Here is a 21029-nt window from a genome sequence, read left to right on the forward strand (position 1 = left end):
TTTTTTCCATTATTGTCTATCCGTTACTTGTATAGCGGGAATTGGTACTAGGAGATTTATTTGACTTTCTTTTTGGTAGTTCTAAAGCTAATCGCCAATTTGAAAATAATATCGGAGTACAAAAAGAATTGTATGGTCGGTACAATAAATTCATGGATAGTCTTGGGGGCTTAGGAAAAGATGGTCCAGGAGGATTTATCAATGAAATAGCGTCGCAATATCAAGGCAATCCTTACCAGCAGTTTATTAGCAATCAAATGATTGGCAACCAATTAAGAGCAAGTGGGCTTGATCAATCAAGCTATGGTCTATCTAAAGTTGCAAGTTTAAACTCTGAACTTGCGTCGCGTGGCTTGAATGACTTTATCGGTTCATCTTTAGGAGGGCTGCAAAGTCTTATCGGAGCACATGGTCTTGGTGCACAAATTGGTCAAATCTAGGTGGTGGTTACACTTCTTACGGCAGAGCAATAAATGATCGCTGGCTAGCTATAAATCAAATGTTGGGTGAGTTTGGTAAAACTGCAGGAAAGTTTGCAATAGCGTCAGCATAGTTACTTATCTTTTGTAAATGTTATCTCTATGTCCTATCTCTGTGATAACCACTGTATGTTCTGGTTGATTTACCCTATAAACCACACGATAGTCACCTACTCTTAACCTTCTACGCCCTTTTAAGCTATGATGTAGTGGTTCACCAAGATTTATTGAGTCGACTGCAAGTCGTTCATTTATCGCCTTTACAACCCTCAACCTTATTGTTTTTGGAAGGTCAGGAAGGTCTTTCCTAATAACTTTTCCTACGAAGATAATAGTGTATCCCAATCTACATCCTCACTTTTAATCATTTCTGCACCTTCAACATCACGCTCATCAGAAATTTTAGACACTAAAAAATCCTCGATTTCAAGCTCAATTGCTTCTTTGAGTAGTTTCTCTGCTAATTCTTGAGCAGGCTGCTTAGTGAGCTCAGCTAGCTCAGCAAGATGCTTTGAGGTTTCTTTGCTGAAGGCTACGTTAATTCCTGAATCTGCCATATTCTTTACCAAAATCTACTACTGTAACAATTTTACAACATTTTTTTTAATTTTTCAATAAATTAGTGCATGCTGGAATTAGTTTAAAGGATGAAAAATGCTATCTCAGGAGGATATTATTTTATGCCGCAAAGACTTTGGTTTTTTCGCATTTCAAGGCATGCTGCGAGTGTTTAATATTAGGTTAAATTTAAAGAGAGAGGATGGCAGCAAAAACTATCTGTGGATGCTGTTTAGCAGTGTTAATCGCTTGGTGTTTGAAAAAGCACACAGTCAGTGGTGGAACATACCACCACGCTGTGCCAAGACAACACTGGGTTTTATATTTCATGTAGCGTTTGCCCTTGGCAATAATCCAAGGGCAAAATTTATGTATATCACGCACCAGAGGGATTTGATGCGTGAAAAAATCAATGAACTACATATTGTACTTGAATCTTCATTTTATCGGCAAGTTTTTCCCAATGTAAAGATAGTTGGGCGCAGAAGTACAAGAGTAATAAGAACGAAAGAAGGAGGTTTTGTTAATGGCTTTTCAATATCAGGGCATGTAACAGGTACAGGAGCTGGGGATAGTTCTCTTGATTTTGATGAAGGTCGAAAGTACGGTGGTTGCATTATCCTTGATGATTTACATGATGCAAGCTGCGCTTATAGTCGGGTATCGCTGATCAGTGCCTGTCAAAAGTTTGAACAATGCATAACTTCAAGGCGTAATACTGCTGATACGCCATTTTTAGTGATTGGTCAAAGTATCAGTGTTTACGACATATTTGGTTATTTAGAGAAAAAATCAGAGCGACAGTTTGAGAAGATCATAATACCTGCAGTACTTGAAGATGGCACGAGTATTGATGAGAATAGATTGCCAATGCAGGAACTTAGGATCAAGGAAAAAGCAGATACCGTCACGGAATAATTAACCGTCATACCGCGATTCATTCGCGGTATCTCTTAGCATAGATCCCGCTAACACGTAGCGGGATGACGATTGTCGATGAACCTAAGTTACTTTAGCTATAAACATTAAGAAATTTACTAAACGAAGAAAAAAGGCAAAAGAAGCCCCGTGGTTGGCTAATTACTTACATTATACTTTCAAGTATGGCGTTTTTTTATTCTAAACGTTTAATAACCACGATTCAGTTGCTTTTAAGCCGCAACTAATCTAAATTACAAACATTAAGAAATTTACTAAACAGAAAAAAAGGCAAAAGAAACCCTAGGGTAGCTAGTTATTCACTATCCATTTTTTAAGTTGGCGTTTTTTTATGTTTTAAACGCTTTATAAGCGCGTTTCAGCTTATGTGGGTAAAAAACCAGAAATTTTATAAAGACATAGAGTGCACATAGTGCAAAAAATTAAACATGAGACGCCAAATACCCTAAGTTTTTTGTCATTAACCTTCACAGATTGCGAAGATAAATAAATAGCTTCAGTTTCATGATAAGGGGGCTGGCGGAGTTTGTAAAGTAATTTTTCGTAGCTCTCATGACTTAAAAAGCTGGATTCCAGCTTCACGCGCTGAAATGACAGATTACTGTTACCTTATCTAGATACAGAAAAAAAATCTTAATACTTAACACATTTTTCATAGTACACACCGTATGATTGATAAATAAAATAATGAATAGATTTACATAATGTTTGGAGGCTACCAATGGTCAACGACAAGATTACTTTGAACTTTGAGATAGAAAAAGGCGAACCTATAGATCGATACTACTTTTCTGCACGTATGAGGCTTACAGATGAAAGCAAAAATCTTTTGCGTGAGAAGCTTGGCAGTACAATTCAATAACCTAGATGATCACTTCAATCTTAACCATGAGAATTTTTATATCTACTACAATAAATATAGTGAGCACAATGGTAGAAGTGAGCTATACGTTAGGGATGATAACGGTAGATATTTAACTTCCAATCTTCCACTTAATCACTATGGATTCTCAATGGAACTATCATCTGATGGGGCGTCAATAGCAGATTATGGCTTTTATCCTCTTTATGCAATCTATAACCCAAATCACTATGATAAGGCAAAGGAAAAAGTATTTGATGATCACGGTGAATTGTCACCAATTGCATCAAATATGTTAGATAATTTTTTAAGCAACACAAATAGCTTAACCACACAAGAGATGTTTTTACAGTTGCAAAATGGAGCTACTGAAAAAGAGGAGAAATTGATAAGAGAGAAAAGACAAGCAGAAGAAGAATTAGATCAAAAGAATGAGAAATTAAAGGAGTTCATAGAAAAAGGTGAAATTACCCTGTTTAAAGTGGTAAAAGGTAATGACGTAGGTAACGGGCGTTCAGAAGTAGTTTTACAGTTTACTGCAGAAGGTAAGGGGACAAATGAAATTACCCTTGATTCCGAAAAATTCTATATAGCAGGTTATGAAGATAGTGAATTCTTGCATTGTGTTAGCTCTGATTATGACATGCTACTTGATTATGAAAATTTATTTTTCGCGCTCAATCAAAGCTTCTACTCAGACTTTGAAAGTGGGTTTTATTCAGCAGACAGCACTGATCCCTATAATTACGCTAAATATTCAAAGGAACCATATTTGAGTGGTGATCAGCTATCTGAAAAATTATCTCATGAGTTGGAGAAAGATAGTAACCAGATAGATGCAGAAGTTATGTTTAGTGATCAACCTATGAACGAAGAAGTTACAGTGAAAAGTGAAGTCAAATCTAGAAAGAAAAGGGCAGTTGAAGAAGATAATGCAGAAGATACTATAGGAAACATAAATGAAACAAATGAGGTAACCGGTGCGACGCGTTTGCACTCTGCTTCTTTATCAGGGGATTTGAATGAAGTTATCGAACTTGTAGAACATAGCGCAAATATTGACGCGAAAGATAAAGCCGGACAAACACCGCTACATCATGCTATTAAATCAGGAAATACAGAAATAGCAAAATATCTTATCGATCAAGGTGCAAATCTCAATTCTCAAGATATTTATTACGAAGGAACTGATTACTCTTGTTTTAAGACACCTTTGCACTATGCCATAAAATCGGGAAACATGGAAATAATTGAATACTTAGTGGAACATGGTGCAAATCCTAATATTCCAGATGCTCACAATCTCAGGCCGCTCGACTATGCTATAAAGAACACAGCTTTAGTAAAATATCTTGTGGACAATGGTGCAGATATTAATGTACGTAATCCGATATTCCATTTTGTTAAGCTAGGTGACCTGGATATGGTGGAATATTTAGCTCAACATGGTGCAGATCTTAATGTCAAAAACACCTCTGCTCAAACACTACTACATTATGCTATTGAACTCAAACATACAGAGATAGCTAAATACTTAATAGATCACAATGTAGATATTAATACTCGAGATATTAGTTCTGGTAAATCTCCATTACATTTTGCCATGAGCATGAAAAATATAGAGGTAGCAAATTACCTAATAGAGCATGGTGCAGATGTTAATGTTAAAGATAGTTACGGTTTAGCACCTTTACACTTTGCTGTTAATTTAGGAAATCAAGAGATATTAGAATATTTAATAAAGAATAATGCAAATATTGAGGTTCGAGATAGTGAAGGCTGGACACCACTTATTCATGCAGTAAGGCATGGGCAATTGGACAAAGTAAAGTACCTGATAGAGAATGGAGCTGATGTTGATATTTGTGGTAATGAAGGATGGACGCTATTTGAGCATGCTGAACAATGGATAGATGATAGAAGAATATTAAAGGATGTAATCAATAATGATAGAAAATATGCAGATGCTGCAAGTTGGGAAAAGACTGGAAAAGATATGCTTGATTACCTTAAGGGAGTTACAAAAAATACTATACAGGAAGAAGAATCTAACTATATAGATCAAATGCAAGCAGATGATAGCAGCAGTTATGTTGAAGATCAACCAGCTTTGCAAAGCAATCGTGACGGTTATGCTGACATGGAAAAAGCTCTGCAGGAGAAATTGCATGGAGATGAAATACGCAAGCAAAGTAATGAGAAAGCTCAAAAAGATATGGAAACAAGAAAAGTCACTGTGGAAACTGACAGTAGCAATAATAAAATTGAAAAACAAGCAAAACCAATAGAAGACGAACAAGAAACTGTTATGGCAAGTGTGATAGAAAATATGGATAAAAATTCTGATAGTGAAGCAGAAGATTCTAACAGTATTGCAAATGCACAACATCCCTTTAAAATAAGGACAGGAAGTCCTCTTGAAGTGGGAAAGTATGAGGTGGAGCTGCAAGTGACATATGATGATATAAAGAATTTTTATGATACCGTACGTGGTAAATATCATGCTGGTGATGGATATAACTACGAGCAAGTAATGGTTTTATATAATGAAATTGTTAGGCCAGCATCGCAGCATTATGATAAACCATTTACCCTGCCTAAGGCATACATAACAGATGGTCATCTATTTGTTCAAAATAAAGATTTTGGAACTTTGGATGATTTTAATGAGATGTTCTATAAAAGTGATGAGTTAATGTGATGTAAAAAGCAAGATTCAATTTGGTGAACGAGAGTTAACTGACAGAGGAGATTGACACGTATGCCTTTATCTTTAAGATTGTTTATCAAGTATAGACATCAGCTCGTCCCATTCTCTTTTACCAATATTACTTTCTTCTCTAGTAACGTTTTCCCTTTTAATTAATTTGCGAATTATTTCTAGACCAGTTCTTGAAATACAAGCTGATTCTAGGCAATATTCAACAAAGGCATTGTAGGCCAATGGGACCCATTTTTTTATTATATCCAGCATAACTTCTGCATAAACTCTGATTTCATATTGGGCATGCTTATCAGCTCTAAGCTTCAAAAAATGAAGGAGGTTATGCAGATCTATTTTCCAATAAAATTGCGTGTAGTAATTAAGCGTTAGGTTAGTTCGGGCAATTTCTCTTGCAAGCCCCTGCTCAATAAATTTTTCATAATGAGAATATACTAAATTAGAGTCGTTTGTTAGAGAATCTATTATTTCCTTTGAGGTATCCGGATCAAAAGCTTCACCGCTACCTTGTTTATTATTATCAGATTGTTTTGCAATCTGTTCTGGTTTTGGTATATAAAATTCATTGTCAAGTATTGAATATCTTGCCGAATATTCATTCACATTTGCAGTTCTATGCCTTATCCATTGCCTTGCAACAAAAATTGGAAGTTTCACGTGAAACTTAATTTCACACATTTCAAATGGAGTTGTATGATGATGTCTCATTAAATACTTTATAAGTGCTTCATCCTGACTTATCTGTTTTGTTCCCTTGCCATAAGAAACACGAGCAGCTTGAACTATAGCGCTATCAGAGCCCATATAATCCACTACTCGAATAAATCCATGGTCTAATACCTTATGTTCTTCATATAAGATTTCATCTATTTCTTTTACTGTAGTTCGTTTAGTTGCTTCATTCATAAAATATCCTCAAGATGAAATGGAAATATCAGCTCCACATGAATTGAGTTTTTCGTGCATTGCTTCATATCCTCTCCATAAATGATGCGAATTATTTATTGTAGTTTCTCCACCAGCTACCAAAGAAGCAAGTACTAAAGCTGCTGTTGACCTTAAGTCAGTGGCACACAGATTAGCTCCAGATAAGCTTTTTATTCCACTTATAGTAGCTTTGCTTTTCTCGATGCTGATATTAGCGCCTAACTTTCTCAATTCATCTGCATGTGCAAATCTGTTTTCAAAAATGTTCTCTTCAATTACTGATATCCCATCAGCGATGCACATTGCAGACATCAGTTGTGGTTGCATATCACTGGGAAAGTTGGGGTATGGATCTGTTGCAATGTTAGCAGACCTAATAGAGCAATTTTTTCTGGAAATCATAACCCCCTCATTATATAGTTCAACATTAGCCCCTATAGCCTTCAATTCATTCACAATACATCTTATATCAGATAGACTTATTCCTTCTAACTCCAACTTACCACCGGTTATTATAGCAGCTAGTGCATAGGTGCCTGCTTCTATGCGATCTGGTATTATTTTATGAACACATCCATTTAATTCTTCAACTCCTGTTATTGTGATCCTTGTATCACTAATCTCAATATTAGCACCCATTTTCTTTAGGAACTCTATTAAATCAAGAACTTCCGGCTCCGTTGCAGCATTGTTTATTATTGTCACTCCTTCTGCAAGTGTTGCTGCCATTATTACATTTTCTGTTGCACCAACGCTTATTTTCTCAAGTATAACTTCTTTTCCTTGTAGCTTTCCTTTCACTGTTGCAATTATATTACAGCCTTCAACTTCAATTTTAGCTCCCATTTCTTCTAATGCTTTGATATGCATATCAACGGGACGCTTTCCGATATTGCATCCACCAGGAAAGACTGTTGTGATTTTACCAAATCTACTGAGAATTGGACCTAGCATTAAAAGAGATGCTCGCAGCTTACTTGCAGTTTCGTGTGACATTACGTGATTGTTGATATTACTGCAATCAATTTCCAAAGTATGATTTGCTTTATAATCTTTATTGCGTGTAAAATTCACTTTCGCTCCAAGACTCTCAAGCAGCTTAGACATTAGATGCACATCAATTAAATCAGGTACATTATGCAAAATTACCGAGAAGCTACTCAATAGACTTGCTGCCATTATCGGTAAAATAGCATTCTTTGAACCATTAATCTTGATTTTTCCGACCAGGGATTTGTAGTTATTTCTTATTAATATCTTGTGCATTTAATTAGATATAAAGTATATATTCATTAATTTATTGAAGTCTTACTAAGTATAATAGATTGACCGTAAAAGGCAAAAATTTGCTTTTTCTCCCTCCTTCATCCAAGTAGCGTGACACCATTGTTTTCTTTCTTAGCCAATTATTGATACCTTACGTTTATTTTATCCTTAAGAGGTTTAATTATAATTTTTTCCAAAGATGAGCGATGCATTAGTGCCACCAAAACCAAACGAATTAGAAAGTGCATATTGAATTTTATGCTCTTGAGCTTTAAGTGGTACAAAATTTAAATCACATCCTTCTGAAGGTTTATGTAAATTTAAGGTTGGCGGAATAATTCCATTATTTAACGCAAGAATACTAAATATTGCTTCAACGCTCCCTGCAGCACCAAGTAAATGTCCTATAGAAGATTTAGTTGAAGAAACAGGTATTTTATAAACGTAGTCACCGAATAACTGTTTCATTGCTATTACTTCAATTTTATCTCCAAGTGGTGTTGAAGTTCCATGTGCATTAATATACCCTACTTGATTGGGATTAATTTGTGCCCTCTTTAAAGCAAGCTGCATTGCCTTAAATGCGCCTCTTCCTTCTGGATGTGGTGCTGTAATGTGGTGTGCATCCCCTGTCAGTCCGTACCCAACCAGTTCAGCATGTATTTTTGCCCCCCTTTTTTTTGCATGTTCGTATTCCTCCAGCACCAATATACCTGCTCCTTCACCCATAACAAAACCATCGCGTTCTGCATCCCATGGTCTTGAAGCTTCTTTGGGTTTATCATTGAATTTAGTTGATAACGCTTTCATAGATGCAAAACCTGCAATTCCAACTCTACACAGTGCACTTTCTGCTCCACCTGCAATCATAATATCCGCTTCACCAAGTTTTATAGTTCTTGCTGAATTTATGATTGCATGCGCACCTGTTGCACATGCGGTTACTGCTGAATCGTTTGGACCTGTAAATTCGTATTTAATAGAAATATGGCCAGATATCAAATTTATTAGACTTGCAGGGACAAAAAATGGACTGACACGTCTGGACCCTTTTTCCTGCATGGTAATAACATTTTCCTGAATTGACGGAAGACCACCTATACCAGAGCCAATAGTTACGCCAACACGTTCTCTATCTACTTTTGAATCTTCTAAAGATGAATCTTCCACAGCTTGAATCGCTGCTGCAATGCCGTAATGAATAAAACGATCCGTTCTTTTTAGATCTTTTTCAAAAATATAACCTACAGGATTAAAGTAATTCTCAATGTTATCGGATTGCACAGGCACCTGCCCTGCAACCTTGCAAGCAAGATCAGAAGAGTCAAATCTATCTGTATTGATTGCTTTTATGCCAGACTCGCCTTTTATCAGCCTTGACCAAGTGTTGTCAACATCTGCCGCTAGTGGAGTGATTAAACCAACACCAGTGACTACTACTCTTCTGCTCATTTAACACTAACTATTAGCCTTTTTTACTATTAATGTACTCAACTATTTGCTCCATAGTTTCCATTTTTTGTGCGTCTTCATCTGGAATTTCTATTCCGAACTCTTCTTCTGCTGCCATGATGATTTCAACTGCATCTAAACTGTCTGCACCATGCTCCGAAAGCTTTGAAGAGCTGTTGAATTTCTCTACATCCTTACTAATGTGCTCTAGTATAATCTTTTTCACTTTCTCTTCTATGTTTTCTCTAGTGCTCTTTGCTAGTTCGCTATTCACATTTCTTACCAAAAAAATAACCTATTCTTTGATGTTATAAAAAATTTTTATGTTTGCAATATCTTTTATAACTGGTAAACTACAGCAAAGTTTTCTACTGCCCTAGCTGGCTAGCGTTACATGCTAAACAATTAACAATTCAAAAATGCTAGACGAAACAACAAAAAATTTGCTTGTTGTAGAAGTAAATAAACTTTTACCAGAAAATAGCGAGAATAAGCTTATATCAGCTATGCGTTATATACTCCTTGCTCCTGCAAAACATATACGCTCCTTTTTAGTCGTAGCTTCATCGCGAGTGTTTAACGCGGAAGCTAAAAAAGTAATATCAGTTGCTGCAGCAATTGAATTTGTTCATGCTTACTCTCTAATTCACGATGATTTACCGTGCATGGACAACAGTGATACTCGCAGAAGCCAGCTAAGCTGCCATAAAAAATTTGATGAAGCAACAGCAGTGCTTGCCGGAGATGCACTACTTACTCTGGCTTTTGAGGTATTATCTTCGTTAAATGAGAAATGCTGTGAAATCATGAAAGTTCTTTCTCAGGCAATAGGAATTAGGGGAATGGTAGGAGGACAGATTTTAGATATTGGTGCAGATTTTAACAAAATAAAAGAAATTCATTTGATGAAAACCGCAAAACTATTTGCAGCTTCATGTGAAATAGGTGCTATAATAGGGAATGCTACAGATAAGCAACGTAAAGCGTTATATAACTACGGGATAAACCTAGGGCTTATCTTTCAAGCTAAGGATGATATTGAAGATTACGAACAAGATAAAACAAATAATCTAATGTCTGTACTTGGTAAAAGTGAAGTAGAGGACTATATAGACGCCCTCTTTAAACAAGGCTTGGATAATTTGAGTGCGCTTTCAGGGGATACTAATTATTTATATGATTTATTGAATCAAGTAAAGAAAGATGGTTAGAAAAATTATATTACAAATGCTTATTTCCATAGTAATGATTCTCACTTTAACCTCTGCTTTTATGTTTACTATTGTCTATATAAACAAAGGTAAACCGGGAAAAAAGGACAAGCTTTATGAGATAAGTGCCACGCATGGTGGTTTGATACAGACAATAGCACATTATCTAGTGAAGCCAATACTTGAATCAGCACTCGACCGCTATATTGAAAAGCATGGGCTAACAGAATATTTAGAAGAAATGACGCAGCAAAAGGAAGAAGATTCGATAAATTTTTATGAAATTACTGAAGGCAGTGGCAGCAAGGCTTTCTGTGGCATGGAAGTCCTATTGCAAATATATAAAATTTCTAATAATAACTCAGCAACACTCCCTAGCAAAGTTTCTGATGTTACTTTGAAAATAGGTCAAGATGACCTAAAAGAAGTGGGTTTAGGGATGATAGGTATGAAAGAAGGCGGAGAGCGTGTAGTTACTATTGCCAATGATAACAAAATGAATTTTAATTCTTATTACGTCAAACTGATCGAAGTAAAGGATAAATATCCCGACTCAGTGAATAATCTGATGGTTTTTAATGACTTAATTAACAAGACTGGAAAACAAGTAAGGTGCGGTGATGAGATATCAGTTAAATATAGCGTAAAGGAGCATAATGGGGAATATATAGTCAAAGATCAAACAGTGCAATTTAGGGTTGGCGATAAAAAAATACCACTTGCTATAGAGCTTGGAGTTGTGGGAATGAGAGCTGGTAATAAAAGAACTATTCTTTCTCCGCCTGACCTTTTGACTATTACTGACGATATGTTAATAAAAGACATAGATTATGATGAAGAAAATATCTCAATAATTGACTTAAGCTTAGATATTAAGCAAGAGGTCGCAGCACACCATTCTACTGTTGAAAAACAGCCTAAAGAATATAGCTGAAATTTTAGGTTTACTGGCTGACCTTCTGAACACTCTCTATACTACTTAAAGTAGGCTTTTTGTTTTTCCTAAAGTATAAACTTAGATAAATCAAGCTGCTTCGAAATTGACTCAAGTTTATCTTTTACATACTTGCTGTCTATAATGAATTTTTCGCTATTTTTCTCAGAAGCAATGAAACTTATTTCATCTAAAAGCTTCTCCATGATAGTGTGAAGCCTTCTTGCGCCTATATTTTCCACTTGCCTATTAACTGTAAACGCTATTTCAGCTATGGTTTTTATACCATCATCAGTGAACTCAAGCATCACATTTTCTGTTTTCATTAAAGCTATGTACTGCTTTAACAAACTAGATTCTGGTTCCTTTAATATTCTTATTAAATCCTCTTGAGTAAGTGCCTTAAGTTCTACCCTGATCGGTAATCTGCCCTGTAATTCCGGTAAGAGGTCAGATGGTTTAGACTGATGAAAAGCACCAGATGCAATAAATAATATATAGTCTGTTTTTACATGGCCATACTTAGTTGTAACAGTTGTTCCTTCAAGTAGTGGTAACAGATCGCGTTGCACTCCTTCTCTGTTTACTTCACCTTTTACTTCTGCACGCGCTGCAATTTTGTCTATTTCATCCAAAAATACTATACCGTCATTACTAACAAGATCAATGGCTTCTTTGATTATCTTATCTTCATCGATTAGCCTTTCACTTTCTTCATTAATTAATATTTCACGCGCTTCTTTTACCTTCACCGTAATAGTTTTTGTTTTTTTGCTCCCGTTAAACATCTTGCCCACTATTTCTGTTACATTCATCACACCAACTTGCCCACCTGGCATGCCTGGTATATCGAAAGTAGGTAACATACTCTTGCTCTCTCTGACGTTAATAGAAACTTCTCCGTCCTCAAACTCTTTATTCCTCAACCTTTCTCTAAAAATTTTTTTACTCTCTTCGGTTGCATTTTCGCCTACCATAGAGTTTACTATTGTTTTCTCAGCTAAAATTAAAGCCTTGTTAGCTAAGGCTTTACGGGCTTTCTCTTTAACTAAAACTATTGCTGCATCAACTAAATCGCGTATTATCGAATCAACGTCACGTCCAACGTATCCTATTTCAGTAAACTTCGTTGCCTCAATTTTTATGAACGGTGCACCGGCAAGTTTTGCTAAGCGGCGAGCTATTTCAGTTTTACCAACCCCTGTATGACCGATCATCAATATATTCTTAGGTATGATTTCATCACGCAATGGAAATGGAACCTGATTGCGACGCCAACGATTTCTGAGCGCAATAGCAACAGCACGCTTTGCATCATCCTGTCCGATTATGAATCTATCTAATTCTTTAACTATCTTCTGTGGTGGCAGGTCATCTAACAAAACTTGAGTACTGTCATTAACTTGAATATCGCTGTCATTTGAATCAAAAACACTCTTAGTATCTTTATAGAGGTCATTTTTTTCATCATAGGTGTCACTACTACAAGGCCGCCCTTCTGAAAGGGTTATAGGCTGATTGGAAAAATTAGTGCACAAAGTTTTTTGCTTGGAAGACATATCATTCCTCTATCTTTTCAATAACTACATTATGATTTGTATAAACACATATATCGCCAGCTATCTTCATAGCCTTTTTTGCAATCTCTTCTATTGATATTCCTTTAATGTCAATTAAAGCTCTTGCTGCAGATAGAGCAAAATTTCCCCCAGAGCCAATAGCTGCGATTCCATCTTCAGGTTCAAGAACATCACCTGTTCCCGTAATTACTAATGAAATAGATTTATCTGCAACAATCATCATAGCCTCTAATTTTCTTAGATATTTATCCATTCTCCAGTCTTTTGCAAGTTCAACACATGCTCTCATTAATTGCCCTGGGTGCTTGTCAAGTTTAGATTCTAGTCTTTCAAAGAGAGTAAATGCATCGGCTGTTGCTCCAGCAAAACCGGTAATTACAGAATCACCAGAAAGACGCCTAACTTTTTTTGCTCCGGATTTTATAACAGTGTGGCCCAGTGAAACCTGTCCATCACCTATTACTACTACGCTTTTATCTTTTCTAATTGACAGTATAGTAGTTCCATACATTTTATTGTTATCGTGTTGAATCATTTTTCTATTACTTTAAATAAGAATCTCATTATACTTTAATCTTTAGTCAAATTTGCTAAATATGTTTAATTATAGCTTATAATATAATACCTTCCTTATAACATTTAAAGTGTAGATGCAAAACATAATTCACCCAGATTTGGAAAAAAGTATAAATAATTGGTTTGAGGCAAAATTTAACGGCCTTACATTGCCATTTTATAGCTCTATAGATCTTAGAAACTCCAGCTACAAAATTGCCCCAGTGGACGCTAATTTATTTCCTGCAGGGTTCAACAATCTAAGTGAGACATCAAGAGCAACAGCAGCAAAACTAATAAAAAGTTATTTTGAAACAAAACAATATAAAAAGACTCTTATAATACCGGAGAATTACACACGAAATAAAATGTATATAGAAAACGTATTTGTTATAGAGAAAGTACTGCAGCTCGCAGGTTTTGAAACTAGAATTGGCCTCTTTCACAACGAAGCATATAATTTAATAGAACCATATGAAACTATCGTGAAAGAAAACTCTCTGCTAAAGACAACTTCAGGATTTGTGCCTGATGTTATTATACTGAATCGTGATATGACGAGCCACATTCCAGACACGCTAAAAGACGTAAAGCAAGATATAGTACCAAGCCCACTATACGGTTGGCATAGCAGACAGAAATTTAAGTATTTTGAAATCTATCAAGAATTAGCGTCCGAATTTTGTAGCAAATTTAAAATGGACCCATGGCTTATTTCTGTGCTTACAGAAAGCTGTAATGGAGTTGACTTTAATGATGATTCATCACTAGGAGCAGTAGCGACTAAAGTTGACCAAATATTATCTCTAGTGCAAAAAAAATATGAGGAATATGAAATAAAAACACAACCTTACGTTTTTATCAAAGCAAGCAATGGCACATATGGGATGGGCATTATAACAGCAACAAGTGGAGAGGAAATATTAAATCTCAATAAAAAAAAGCGTCATAAAATGAAAAAGATAAAAGAAGGAATAGCAATCAATAGCGTTATTATACAAGAAGGTGTACCAACCATTGACATATTTAAAAGCAGTTCTGCAGAACCGCTGATATACTATATAGGAGATACTCCAACATGTTACTTATACCGATGTAATAGCAGGAAAGATGTATATTCTAGCTTGAATGCCACTGACTGTGAGTTTCATGATGTTAGCCAGGTTGTGGAAGGTAAAATTCTGTCACTTTGGAGTATTGTTGGCAAATTAGCAGTACTAGCGTTGGCAGTAGAAATAAAATCTTTTCACCTCTAACCCTTACATTCCCACAGCGTTGCCATCGGGCAGATCATTATCATCATTACCGGGCTGAATATGGTTATGGCCAGCATTATCAAGTTCAGTGGAAGGATCATCATTGACAGGTTGTTGAAACAATTTGTCAAGCTGAACTGCCAGAAATACTGCACTATATATTATGCTAACTGTTACGCTTAAGTTGAAATTATAGATTATACCATTACCTAAGTTTATTGGTATGGTTGCAGTCTCCATTCTTTTTAATATGAAGTTTAACAAACCTAATGACAAAGTTAATGTGCTGATAATAAGGTCCTTCTTACACTTAGCAGACTTTTCAGGATCCTTATTATCTAAGTATTTTCTCCATGAATAATAGTAGCTTATAGGTTCCGAAATAAACAGAAATAGGATCGTTGATGTTAAGTGAATGTGACTTATTACGTCTGCATTACCCCTAGTAAAAAAATGGATGACTTTCAACATCATCAATGCTTCTATGATGCTGCTTGCAAGATTAGCCGATTTACCCACAACTTTTGCTAGCTCTTTTTTACTCTCAGGGTTTCTGTAATCCTTAATTAGATCCTGTAGAGTAAATGCAGAATGGGCAATATATAGAATAGATGTCGGAAACTTTACTAGTCGAGCAACATTCCGTATAAGAAAGATATTGGATCTATTATTGTCAATGAACTCGCAGCAAAATTGCAGTGAAATCTTACACAATAGGGCTGTTAAACCTGTTGTGATGCAGATTACCTTCCTGAAATCATGATCATAAATATCATGCACCTTTTGTGCGAGTATGTTAGATTTCTTTTTTAGCTTGTTTGGCATGAAATAGTTAACAAAATAATAACTCCCTTTTATTCTATCACATAAAAGCCTTGAAGAAAAGCCCTATAAATCAGGACTTTAAGGGTGATTTATGCATAAATCGGCTAAGCATTTTATAAACAAGGAATCAATACTGAGAGTTGGTACGCGAAAATAATATCCATCCTTGATAATTGCTTTATATTCTATATCAAGTTCAACTAGAGTTTCTGAATGCTCAGAAACAAAAGATATAGGTGATAAAACTACAGGTACACCATCAGCTTTTGTACGTGATAGCTCACTTTCAGTTCTTGGCTCTAGCCATTTTACAGGACCAATCTTACTCTGATAACATATTGAACAATCTAAGTTATTGATAGCTAACTTTTCTACTATTAACTCTACGCTTCTTTCTACCTGTGAAGCGTAGGGGTCGCCTTTTTTAATAACGCTAAGGGGCAAGCTATGAGCTGAAAATAGGACTCTTGGCTTACCAATCCTGCTGGCTAATTTGTAGTACTTGGCTATCAAGTTAGTATGAGCCTCAATAAAGTTTTCATTGTCATAATAATGATGAATTATTTTTGTATTGCATTTTAGGCCATGCTTTTTAGCATTTTTTTGCCAATTTTCGATGGATGACAAAGTTGTGGTAGTTGAATATTGAGGGTATAGTGGCAGCAAAATTACTTCATCAGGATCAAACTGTTTTACACTTTTAACAACTTCGTCAGCAAATGGATGCCAATAGCGCATGCAAATGAATACCTTGTGTACATGGTTTCTATCTTCATTTAATTTTAGTTCTAAAGCATTAGCTTGCATTTTTGTATTCTCCAGAATTGGCGATTTACCTCCGATTTCCTCGTATATTTTTCGTGCAGTATTTTCTCGTTTCGCAGATATAAACTTTGCTAAAAGAAACCGAAAGGGATTCGGTAGATTGATTATTCTCCTGTCATAAAAAAGGTTGAATAAAAAAGGACGGACCGCATTTAGTGAATCAGGCCCGCCAAGATTAAATAAGATAACTGCCTTTTTCACCTACGCACTACTACAACAAGTTACTTCTGGGGTGCCTATAAAATTAGCTACACACTCATCAAATTTAGTTATAGGCACTAAATTTCTTACACTGGCATACAATAAGTGGCCTGATCTCTTCAGGTTACTCTTGGTGGATGTGAAGTTCCAATCGAAAAATGTATCGACAAAAAGACTTGGTACCGTTTCAAGAAGTTCAACAGCAGCTAAAGATAGCATTATACAACTTTGCAGGACATTCAGAAGAACCTTGAGGGGAAAAAGTAAAACTTTAACGAAAAGAGAGGTGCTACTTGTTTCATCCAGTAGTCGCCCTGAGTTAGGCGAATTATACTCGGTGTGTTTTCTATTTTGATCAAAGATAGGAAATTTTATAGTATCTTTCTTAAATTCCTCGTCTATTTCTTTTTTACTATGGTTAGTGATTTTTTCCATTAACTTCTCACGCAGATGAAAAGTTCTGACAATAAAACATGTGGCAATCATTAAGGCAGCACATAAAAGTGCGCATAGCATGAGGCTCATACTGCCTACCATAGCTGGCAGCGCAAAACAAACAAATGGCACTATGATAGCCATTTCAAGCAATGGAATAGTATTCCTTTTCATTGCAAAGGCAGCACCTTTTTTTAATTCTGTATTATGATGTAAGCTATATTCCAAAAAGCTTAAAAATGCCAAATTAAAAGTTAAAAACCCTTTTGTTCCACAAAAAATTGACGATTTCAAGTTATTGACCAATTTTTTAGCAGTAGATTCAGCTTGTTTGGTAGTGTTATTTTTATAACATTTACCCATACAATACCTCCTTGATGTTTTATCCTTAACTATAAATAAAAAACTGCTTTTATCAAATCAAAATTTACAATAAAATAAATCTATAAATATACTATTTTATATAAGGAAATAATATGGCAATTGAGAGAACACTTTCGATATTAAAACCTGATGCAGTAAAAAATAATATTACAGGCAAGATAAATTCATACATTGAAAGCTCTGGGCTCAAAATTATAGCACAAAAAATGATGTTACTGACAAAAAAACAAGCAGAGCTGTTTTATGAAATTCATAAAGATAGGTCTTTTTTTGGGGAATTGGTAGAGTTTATGACTTCTGGTCCTGTGATAGTTCAAGTTTTAGTTGGTGAAAATGCAGTAAGTAAATACAGACAAATCATGGGAGCTACCGATCCAAAGCAGGCAGATAAAGGTACAATCAGGGGTGATTTTGCTGATGACATTAGTGAAAATAGAGTTCACGGCTCGGATAGTCTAGAAAATGCTCGTAAGGAGATAGCTTTCTTTTTTGCTGAACGTGAGTTGGTGTAGTCAAATCAGATTTTCCTATATATAACTAAATTTTCTGGATCCTATGTCAAGCATACATCTGTACGAACGTTGTAATTAACAGGTGGCAAGTGGCGTCATGCAAGTAGCTGACAACATAGAAACGAAAAAATTGCTTTACAAACTCCGCCAGCCCCCTTATCATGATAGTGAAGCTATTTATTTATCTCCTCTGTACAGATTAAATGACAAAAAAACTCAACGTATCTGGCGTCTCATGTTTAATTTTTTGCACTATGTGCACTCTATGTCTTTATCAAATTTCTAGGTTTTTACCTATACAAGCTGAAATACGCTTATAAAGCATTTAAAACATTAAAAAACGCCAACTTAAAAAATGGATAGTGAATAACTAGCTACCCTAGGGTTTCTTTTGCCTTTTTTTCTGTTTAGTAAATTTCTTAACGTTTATAATTTAGATTAGTTGCGGCTTAAAAGCAACTGAATCGCGGTTATTAAACGTTTAGAATAAAAAAACGCCATACTTGAAAGTATAATGTAAGTAATTAGCCAACCACGGGGCTTCTTTTGCCTTTTTTTCTACTTGGTAAATTTCTTAATATTTAGATTAGTTGCAATTTAAGAGACCAGAAATGGTCAGTGCTAGGCACTGTCCTCCTTTGTCATCCCAGTGCCTAGACACTGGGATCTAGCCTTTATTATTTGGTTGAAATTAAGTTTTCTGGATCCCAGTGTCAGCTACTTTCATGACATCATCATAAAGTAAAATGAGATCCCAGTGTCACGCACTGGGATGACAGGGGAAGGTATTAGGACGACACCGTCATAAGGTGAACCAGTGCTCCTTTTTTTGTCATCCCAGTGCGTGACACTGGGATCTAGGAAACTTAACTGCAAGTAATGCATTGGGTTTTGTGAATATGGGTTTTGCGTTATAGAATGAAACACTTTTGGTGAATTTGTAAAGAGAACTAGATCCCAGTGTTAGCTACTTGGATGACAAGAAGGGGGCTACTTGGATGACAAGAGAAGGGGCTGCTTGGATGACACCACTTGGATAGGTCAGCTACTCAGATGACGCCGCCTGCCATGCAAACTGCAACCCTAAATGTTGGAGCACTGTCGTACACTAAGCGCTGTAATGACAATTTTAGTCGCTTCATACAATACTATAAATAATCAAAGTCATTTTCCCATCGGTCAGTTAATGTTCACATATCATCAAAGTTAGCTATTCTCCATAGCGAAGTCTCTAGCTAGGAAAAATGAGCCACAGATTAGTATGGTTTTGATGTTTTGGGTAGAGACTTTCAATATGTGATTTGATATTGCATCGCCAATTGATTCACATTCAACTGCTTTTATTCCTATGTTATTGGCTTTTTCCCTAATCAAATTTATATTTGTTGCTTTAGGTTCAGACTTAACACAAACCGCACATAGTAGCTTGATATATGGCTTTAAGTGCTCTAAGAATTCTGCCACATTTCTGTTACGAGTAACACCAAAAATTATATAGATACCTTCAGCAAAATTATCTTTTACCCACTGAGATAGCACTCTAGCACCGTCATTATTGTGCGCACCATCTAAAAATAATTGCCAATCTTTCGGTAGTAGGGAAATTAAATTACCCTCTTTTATTAGCTCTAGTCGTGCAGGCCAGTAGGTACGCTGTAAACCTGAAGTGATATCCTCTTCTCCAATATCAAATCCATATTTTCCACTCAAAATGCTACATGCTGCAATGGCGTTTCCTGCATTGATTATTTGGTGTTCACCCTTCAGAGATGGCAAAGGAAATTCTATTGATTGAATAGCTGATTGGAAAACCATTTTGTTGTTCTTTTTTTTGCAATTCCATTCAAGACCTCCTCTATATAGAGGAGATTTCTTATTTATTGCATGGAATTCTAGTGTACTCATCACAGACTTTTCTTGTGGTGCTATTACGCAAGGAACATTAGGTTTCATTATTCCAGCCTTTTCACCTGCTATAATTTCTACAGTAGGGCTAAGATATTCTGTATGATCAAGTGCAATGGAAGTAATTATTGTTAAAATCGTACTATCTATAACATTTGTTGCATCAAGTCTTCCGCCCATACCTACTTCAACTAAAGTAATATCGGCTTTATGACGAGAAAAAGCTAAAAAAGCTGCAATAGTTGCAGCTTCAAACAGAGTGATAGGTTGTTCTGCAATCACGGCACGGCATTCTTCTAATAAGTTATATAATTCATTATCGTCGATATAACTGCCTGCAATAACTATTCTTTCATTAAAATTCACCAAATGTGGAGAAGTGTATGCATGGACCTTATACCCTGCTGCTTGCATTATATATCTTATAAATGCTAGTGTTGAGCCTTTCCCGTTAGTCCCAGCTATATGAATTACGGGAGGCATTTTTTTCTCAGGATTGTCCAATTTATTTAGAAAGCTTTTTATGCGATCAAGAGAAAAATCCTTTGGTCTACTACCAAGCGGTTTAGGCCAATGAGGCATATATATCATGGATTGTTATTGCATTTTAATTCAGCTATAACGCTTGCTATGCCATGCGTGTCGATTTTTTCACTAAATTGAGAACGTTGATTAATAGCAATACTTATTCCACTCATTACAACATCACTTATCAAGAAAGAACTGTTATTTTTAGTAACTTTAAAATCAATATTTGTAAATTCTTCATCACCGTAAGAAAATCTTGTACCAATTAAGCAAGTTTCATCTTCAACTGCTTTTGTACTCATTATGATCATTTCACTATCATGCATGTATTTATATAAAATTTTAACGCACAAACGCGTAAGATACACTTCATACTCTCTTAAAAAATCTTCTTTTTCTTTTTGTTTAACTAAAGCCCAATGTTTTCCTATAACGAATTGCGATATTCCTTTGAGGTTAACATTATTCTGAATGACCTCCTGAAGCTTTTCGTGTACATGCCCTAGGTTTTTTCTATTTCCTTTTGTAGATATACCATCCACTTGTTGCTTCATAGTATGCACAAAAATTTTGTGATCTGTACAACTAGTGTAAGCTCTTGAAGAAATTGCAATGAAAACAATAATGATTAAAACTTTAGTAATGTTCATAAGATATATTTATTAACTATGAT

At 35.5% G+C, this 21029-nt stretch carries 21 protein-coding genes; 8 read left to right on the forward strand and 13 right to left on the reverse strand.

The annotated features are described in order from the left end of the window. The first annotated feature begins 41 nt into the window (after positions 1-41). Complete coding sequence (locus tag ABWU50_RS00315) at positions 42-440, forward strand: hypothetical protein (RefSeq protein ID WP_353275912.1); 399 nt, start codon at positions 42-44, stop codon at positions 438-440. Positions 441-557: 117 nt separating this feature from the next. On the opposite strand, the gene ABWU50_RS00320 is transcribed toward ABWU50_RS00315, so the two are convergent. Beyond that, positions 558-824: a type II toxin-antitoxin system RelE family toxin gene (locus ABWU50_RS00320; protein ID WP_353275913.1), complete on the reverse strand. Its 267-nt coding sequence runs from the start codon at positions 822-824 to the stop codon at positions 558-560. Further along, on the reverse strand, positions 800-1036 hold the full coding sequence (locus tag ABWU50_RS00325) for a hypothetical protein (protein ID WP_353275914.1): 237 nt from the start codon (positions 1034-1036) through the stop codon (positions 800-802). The genes ABWU50_RS00320 and ABWU50_RS00325 overlap by 25 nt, the downstream gene beginning before the upstream one ends. A gap of 97 nt (positions 1037-1133) precedes the next feature. Between ABWU50_RS00325 and ABWU50_RS00330 the strand changes: the two genes are divergently transcribed. The 3 genes from ABWU50_RS00330 (at position 1134) to ABWU50_RS00340 (ending at position 5539) form a co-directional block, all read left to right on the forward strand. Then, a complete protein-coding gene (locus ABWU50_RS00330) occupies positions 1134-1955 on the forward strand; it encodes a hypothetical protein (RefSeq protein ID WP_353275915.1) in 822 nt (273 codons plus the stop codon). Positions 1956-2697: 742 nt separating this feature from the next. Then, positions 2698-2838 carry a hypothetical protein gene (locus ABWU50_RS00335; protein ID WP_353273067.1) on the forward strand — a complete coding sequence of 47 codons (141 nt, stop codon included), beginning with the start codon at positions 2698-2700 and terminating at the stop codon, positions 2836-2838. Beyond that, positions 2789-5539 carry an ankyrin repeat domain-containing protein gene (locus ABWU50_RS00340; RefSeq protein WP_353275916.1) on the forward strand — a complete coding sequence of 917 codons (2751 nt, stop codon included), beginning with the start codon at positions 2789-2791 and terminating at the stop codon, positions 5537-5539. Before ABWU50_RS00335 ends, ABWU50_RS00340 begins: the two co-directional genes overlap by 50 nt. Positions 5540-5611: 72 nt before the next feature. Here ABWU50_RS00340 and thyX read toward each other — a convergent pair whose 3' ends face one another. The 4 genes from thyX to acpP all read right to left on the reverse strand — a co-directional run bounded on the left by thyX (position 5612) and on the right by acpP (position 9443). Further along, positions 5612-6466: an FAD-dependent thymidylate synthase gene (gene thyX, locus ABWU50_RS00345; protein ID WP_353275917.1), complete on the reverse strand. Its 855-nt coding sequence runs from the start codon at positions 6464-6466 to the stop codon at positions 5612-5614. A 9-nt stretch (positions 6467-6475) separates the two neighbouring features. Continuing rightward, a complete protein-coding gene (gene murA, locus ABWU50_RS00350; RefSeq protein ID WP_353275918.1) occupies positions 6476-7753 on the reverse strand; it encodes a UDP-N-acetylglucosamine 1-carboxyvinyltransferase in 1278 nt (425 codons plus the stop codon). Between the two features lie 177 nt (positions 7754-7930). Then, positions 7931-9205 carry a beta-ketoacyl-ACP synthase II gene (fabF, locus tag ABWU50_RS00355; RefSeq protein WP_353275919.1) on the reverse strand — a complete coding sequence of 425 codons (1275 nt, stop codon included), beginning with the start codon at positions 9203-9205 and terminating at the stop codon, positions 7931-7933. A gap of 13 nt (positions 9206-9218) precedes the next feature. Continuing rightward, the gene (gene acpP, locus ABWU50_RS00360) at positions 9219-9443 is read right to left on the reverse strand and encodes an acyl carrier protein (protein WP_253309951.1); all 225 of its coding nucleotides are present in this window, start codon (positions 9441-9443) and stop codon (positions 9219-9221) included. Between the two features lie 181 nt (positions 9444-9624). Here acpP and ABWU50_RS00365 point away from each other — a divergent pair, with 181 nt between their 5' ends. Both ABWU50_RS00365 and ABWU50_RS00370 read left to right on the forward strand, forming a co-directional pair. Then, entirely contained in the window at positions 9625-10416 is a 792-nt protein-coding gene (locus tag ABWU50_RS00365; protein ID WP_353275921.1) for a polyprenyl synthetase family protein, read from the forward strand. Beyond that, positions 10409-11350 (forward strand): FKBP-type peptidyl-prolyl cis-trans isomerase, encoded by a 942-nt coding sequence (locus ABWU50_RS00370; RefSeq protein ID WP_353275922.1) that lies wholly within the window; start codon positions 10409-10411, stop codon positions 11348-11350. Before ABWU50_RS00365 ends, ABWU50_RS00370 begins: the two co-directional genes overlap by 8 nt. 68 nt (positions 11351-11418) lie before the next feature. On the opposite strand, the gene hslU is transcribed toward ABWU50_RS00370, so the two are convergent. Together hslU and hslV are read right to left on the reverse strand one after the other, a co-directional pair. Then, positions 11419-12909: an ATP-dependent protease ATPase subunit HslU gene (hslU, locus tag ABWU50_RS00375; protein WP_353275923.1), complete on the reverse strand. Its 1491-nt coding sequence runs from the start codon at positions 12907-12909 to the stop codon at positions 11419-11421. Position 12910: 1 nt separating this feature from the next. Next, positions 12911-13465, reverse strand: a complete 555-nt coding sequence (gene hslV, locus ABWU50_RS00380; RefSeq protein WP_353275924.1) for an ATP-dependent protease subunit HslV — start codon at positions 13463-13465, stop codon at positions 12911-12913. Between the two features lie 115 nt (positions 13466-13580). Between hslV and gshA the strand changes: the two genes are divergently transcribed. Next, on the forward strand, positions 13581-14741 hold the full coding sequence (gene gshA, locus ABWU50_RS00385; protein WP_353275925.1) for a glutamate--cysteine ligase: 1161 nt from the start codon (positions 13581-13583) through the stop codon (positions 14739-14741). Positions 14742-14744: 3 nt separating this feature from the next. On the opposite strand, the gene ABWU50_RS00390 is transcribed toward gshA, so the two are convergent. The 3 genes from ABWU50_RS00390 to ABWU50_RS00400 all read right to left on the reverse strand — a co-directional run bounded on the left by ABWU50_RS00390 (position 14745) and on the right by ABWU50_RS00400 (position 17390). Continuing rightward, positions 14745-15566 carry a hypothetical protein gene (locus ABWU50_RS00390; RefSeq protein ID WP_264731583.1) on the reverse strand — a complete coding sequence of 274 codons (822 nt, stop codon included), beginning with the start codon at positions 15564-15566 and terminating at the stop codon, positions 14745-14747. Between the two features lie 78 nt (positions 15567-15644). Next, positions 15645-16592, reverse strand: coding sequence for a ferrochelatase (gene hemH / locus ABWU50_RS00395; RefSeq protein ID WP_353275927.1), 948 nt, complete (start codon positions 16590-16592; stop codon positions 15645-15647). Next, positions 16593-17390 (reverse strand): hypothetical protein, encoded by a 798-nt coding sequence (locus ABWU50_RS00400; protein WP_353275928.1) that lies wholly within the window; start codon positions 17388-17390, stop codon positions 16593-16595. 113 nt (positions 17391-17503) lie between these two features. Between ABWU50_RS00400 and ndk the strand changes: the two genes are divergently transcribed. Continuing rightward, a complete protein-coding gene (gene ndk, locus ABWU50_RS00405; RefSeq protein ID WP_253309229.1) occupies positions 17504-17923 on the forward strand; it encodes a nucleoside-diphosphate kinase in 420 nt (139 codons plus the stop codon). Positions 17924-19129: 1206 nt separating this feature from the next. Here ndk and ABWU50_RS00410 read toward each other — a convergent pair. Beyond that, positions 19130-20419 (reverse strand): bifunctional folylpolyglutamate synthase/dihydrofolate synthase, encoded by a 1290-nt coding sequence (locus ABWU50_RS00410; RefSeq protein WP_353275929.1) that lies wholly within the window; start codon positions 20417-20419, stop codon positions 19130-19132. Continuing rightward, the gene (locus ABWU50_RS00415; protein WP_264687751.1) at positions 20416-21006 is read right to left on the reverse strand and encodes a phospholipid-binding protein MlaC; all 591 of its coding nucleotides are present in this window, start codon (positions 21004-21006) and stop codon (positions 20416-20418) included. Before ABWU50_RS00415 ends, ABWU50_RS00410 begins: the two co-directional genes overlap by 4 nt. Positions 21007-21029: the final 23 nt, after the last annotated feature.

Origin of the sequence: Wolbachia endosymbiont (group A) of Pipizella viduata (assembly GCF_964028555.1) — a bacterium.
Lineage (GTDB): Bacteria > Pseudomonadota > Alphaproteobacteria > Rickettsiales > Anaplasmataceae > Wolbachia.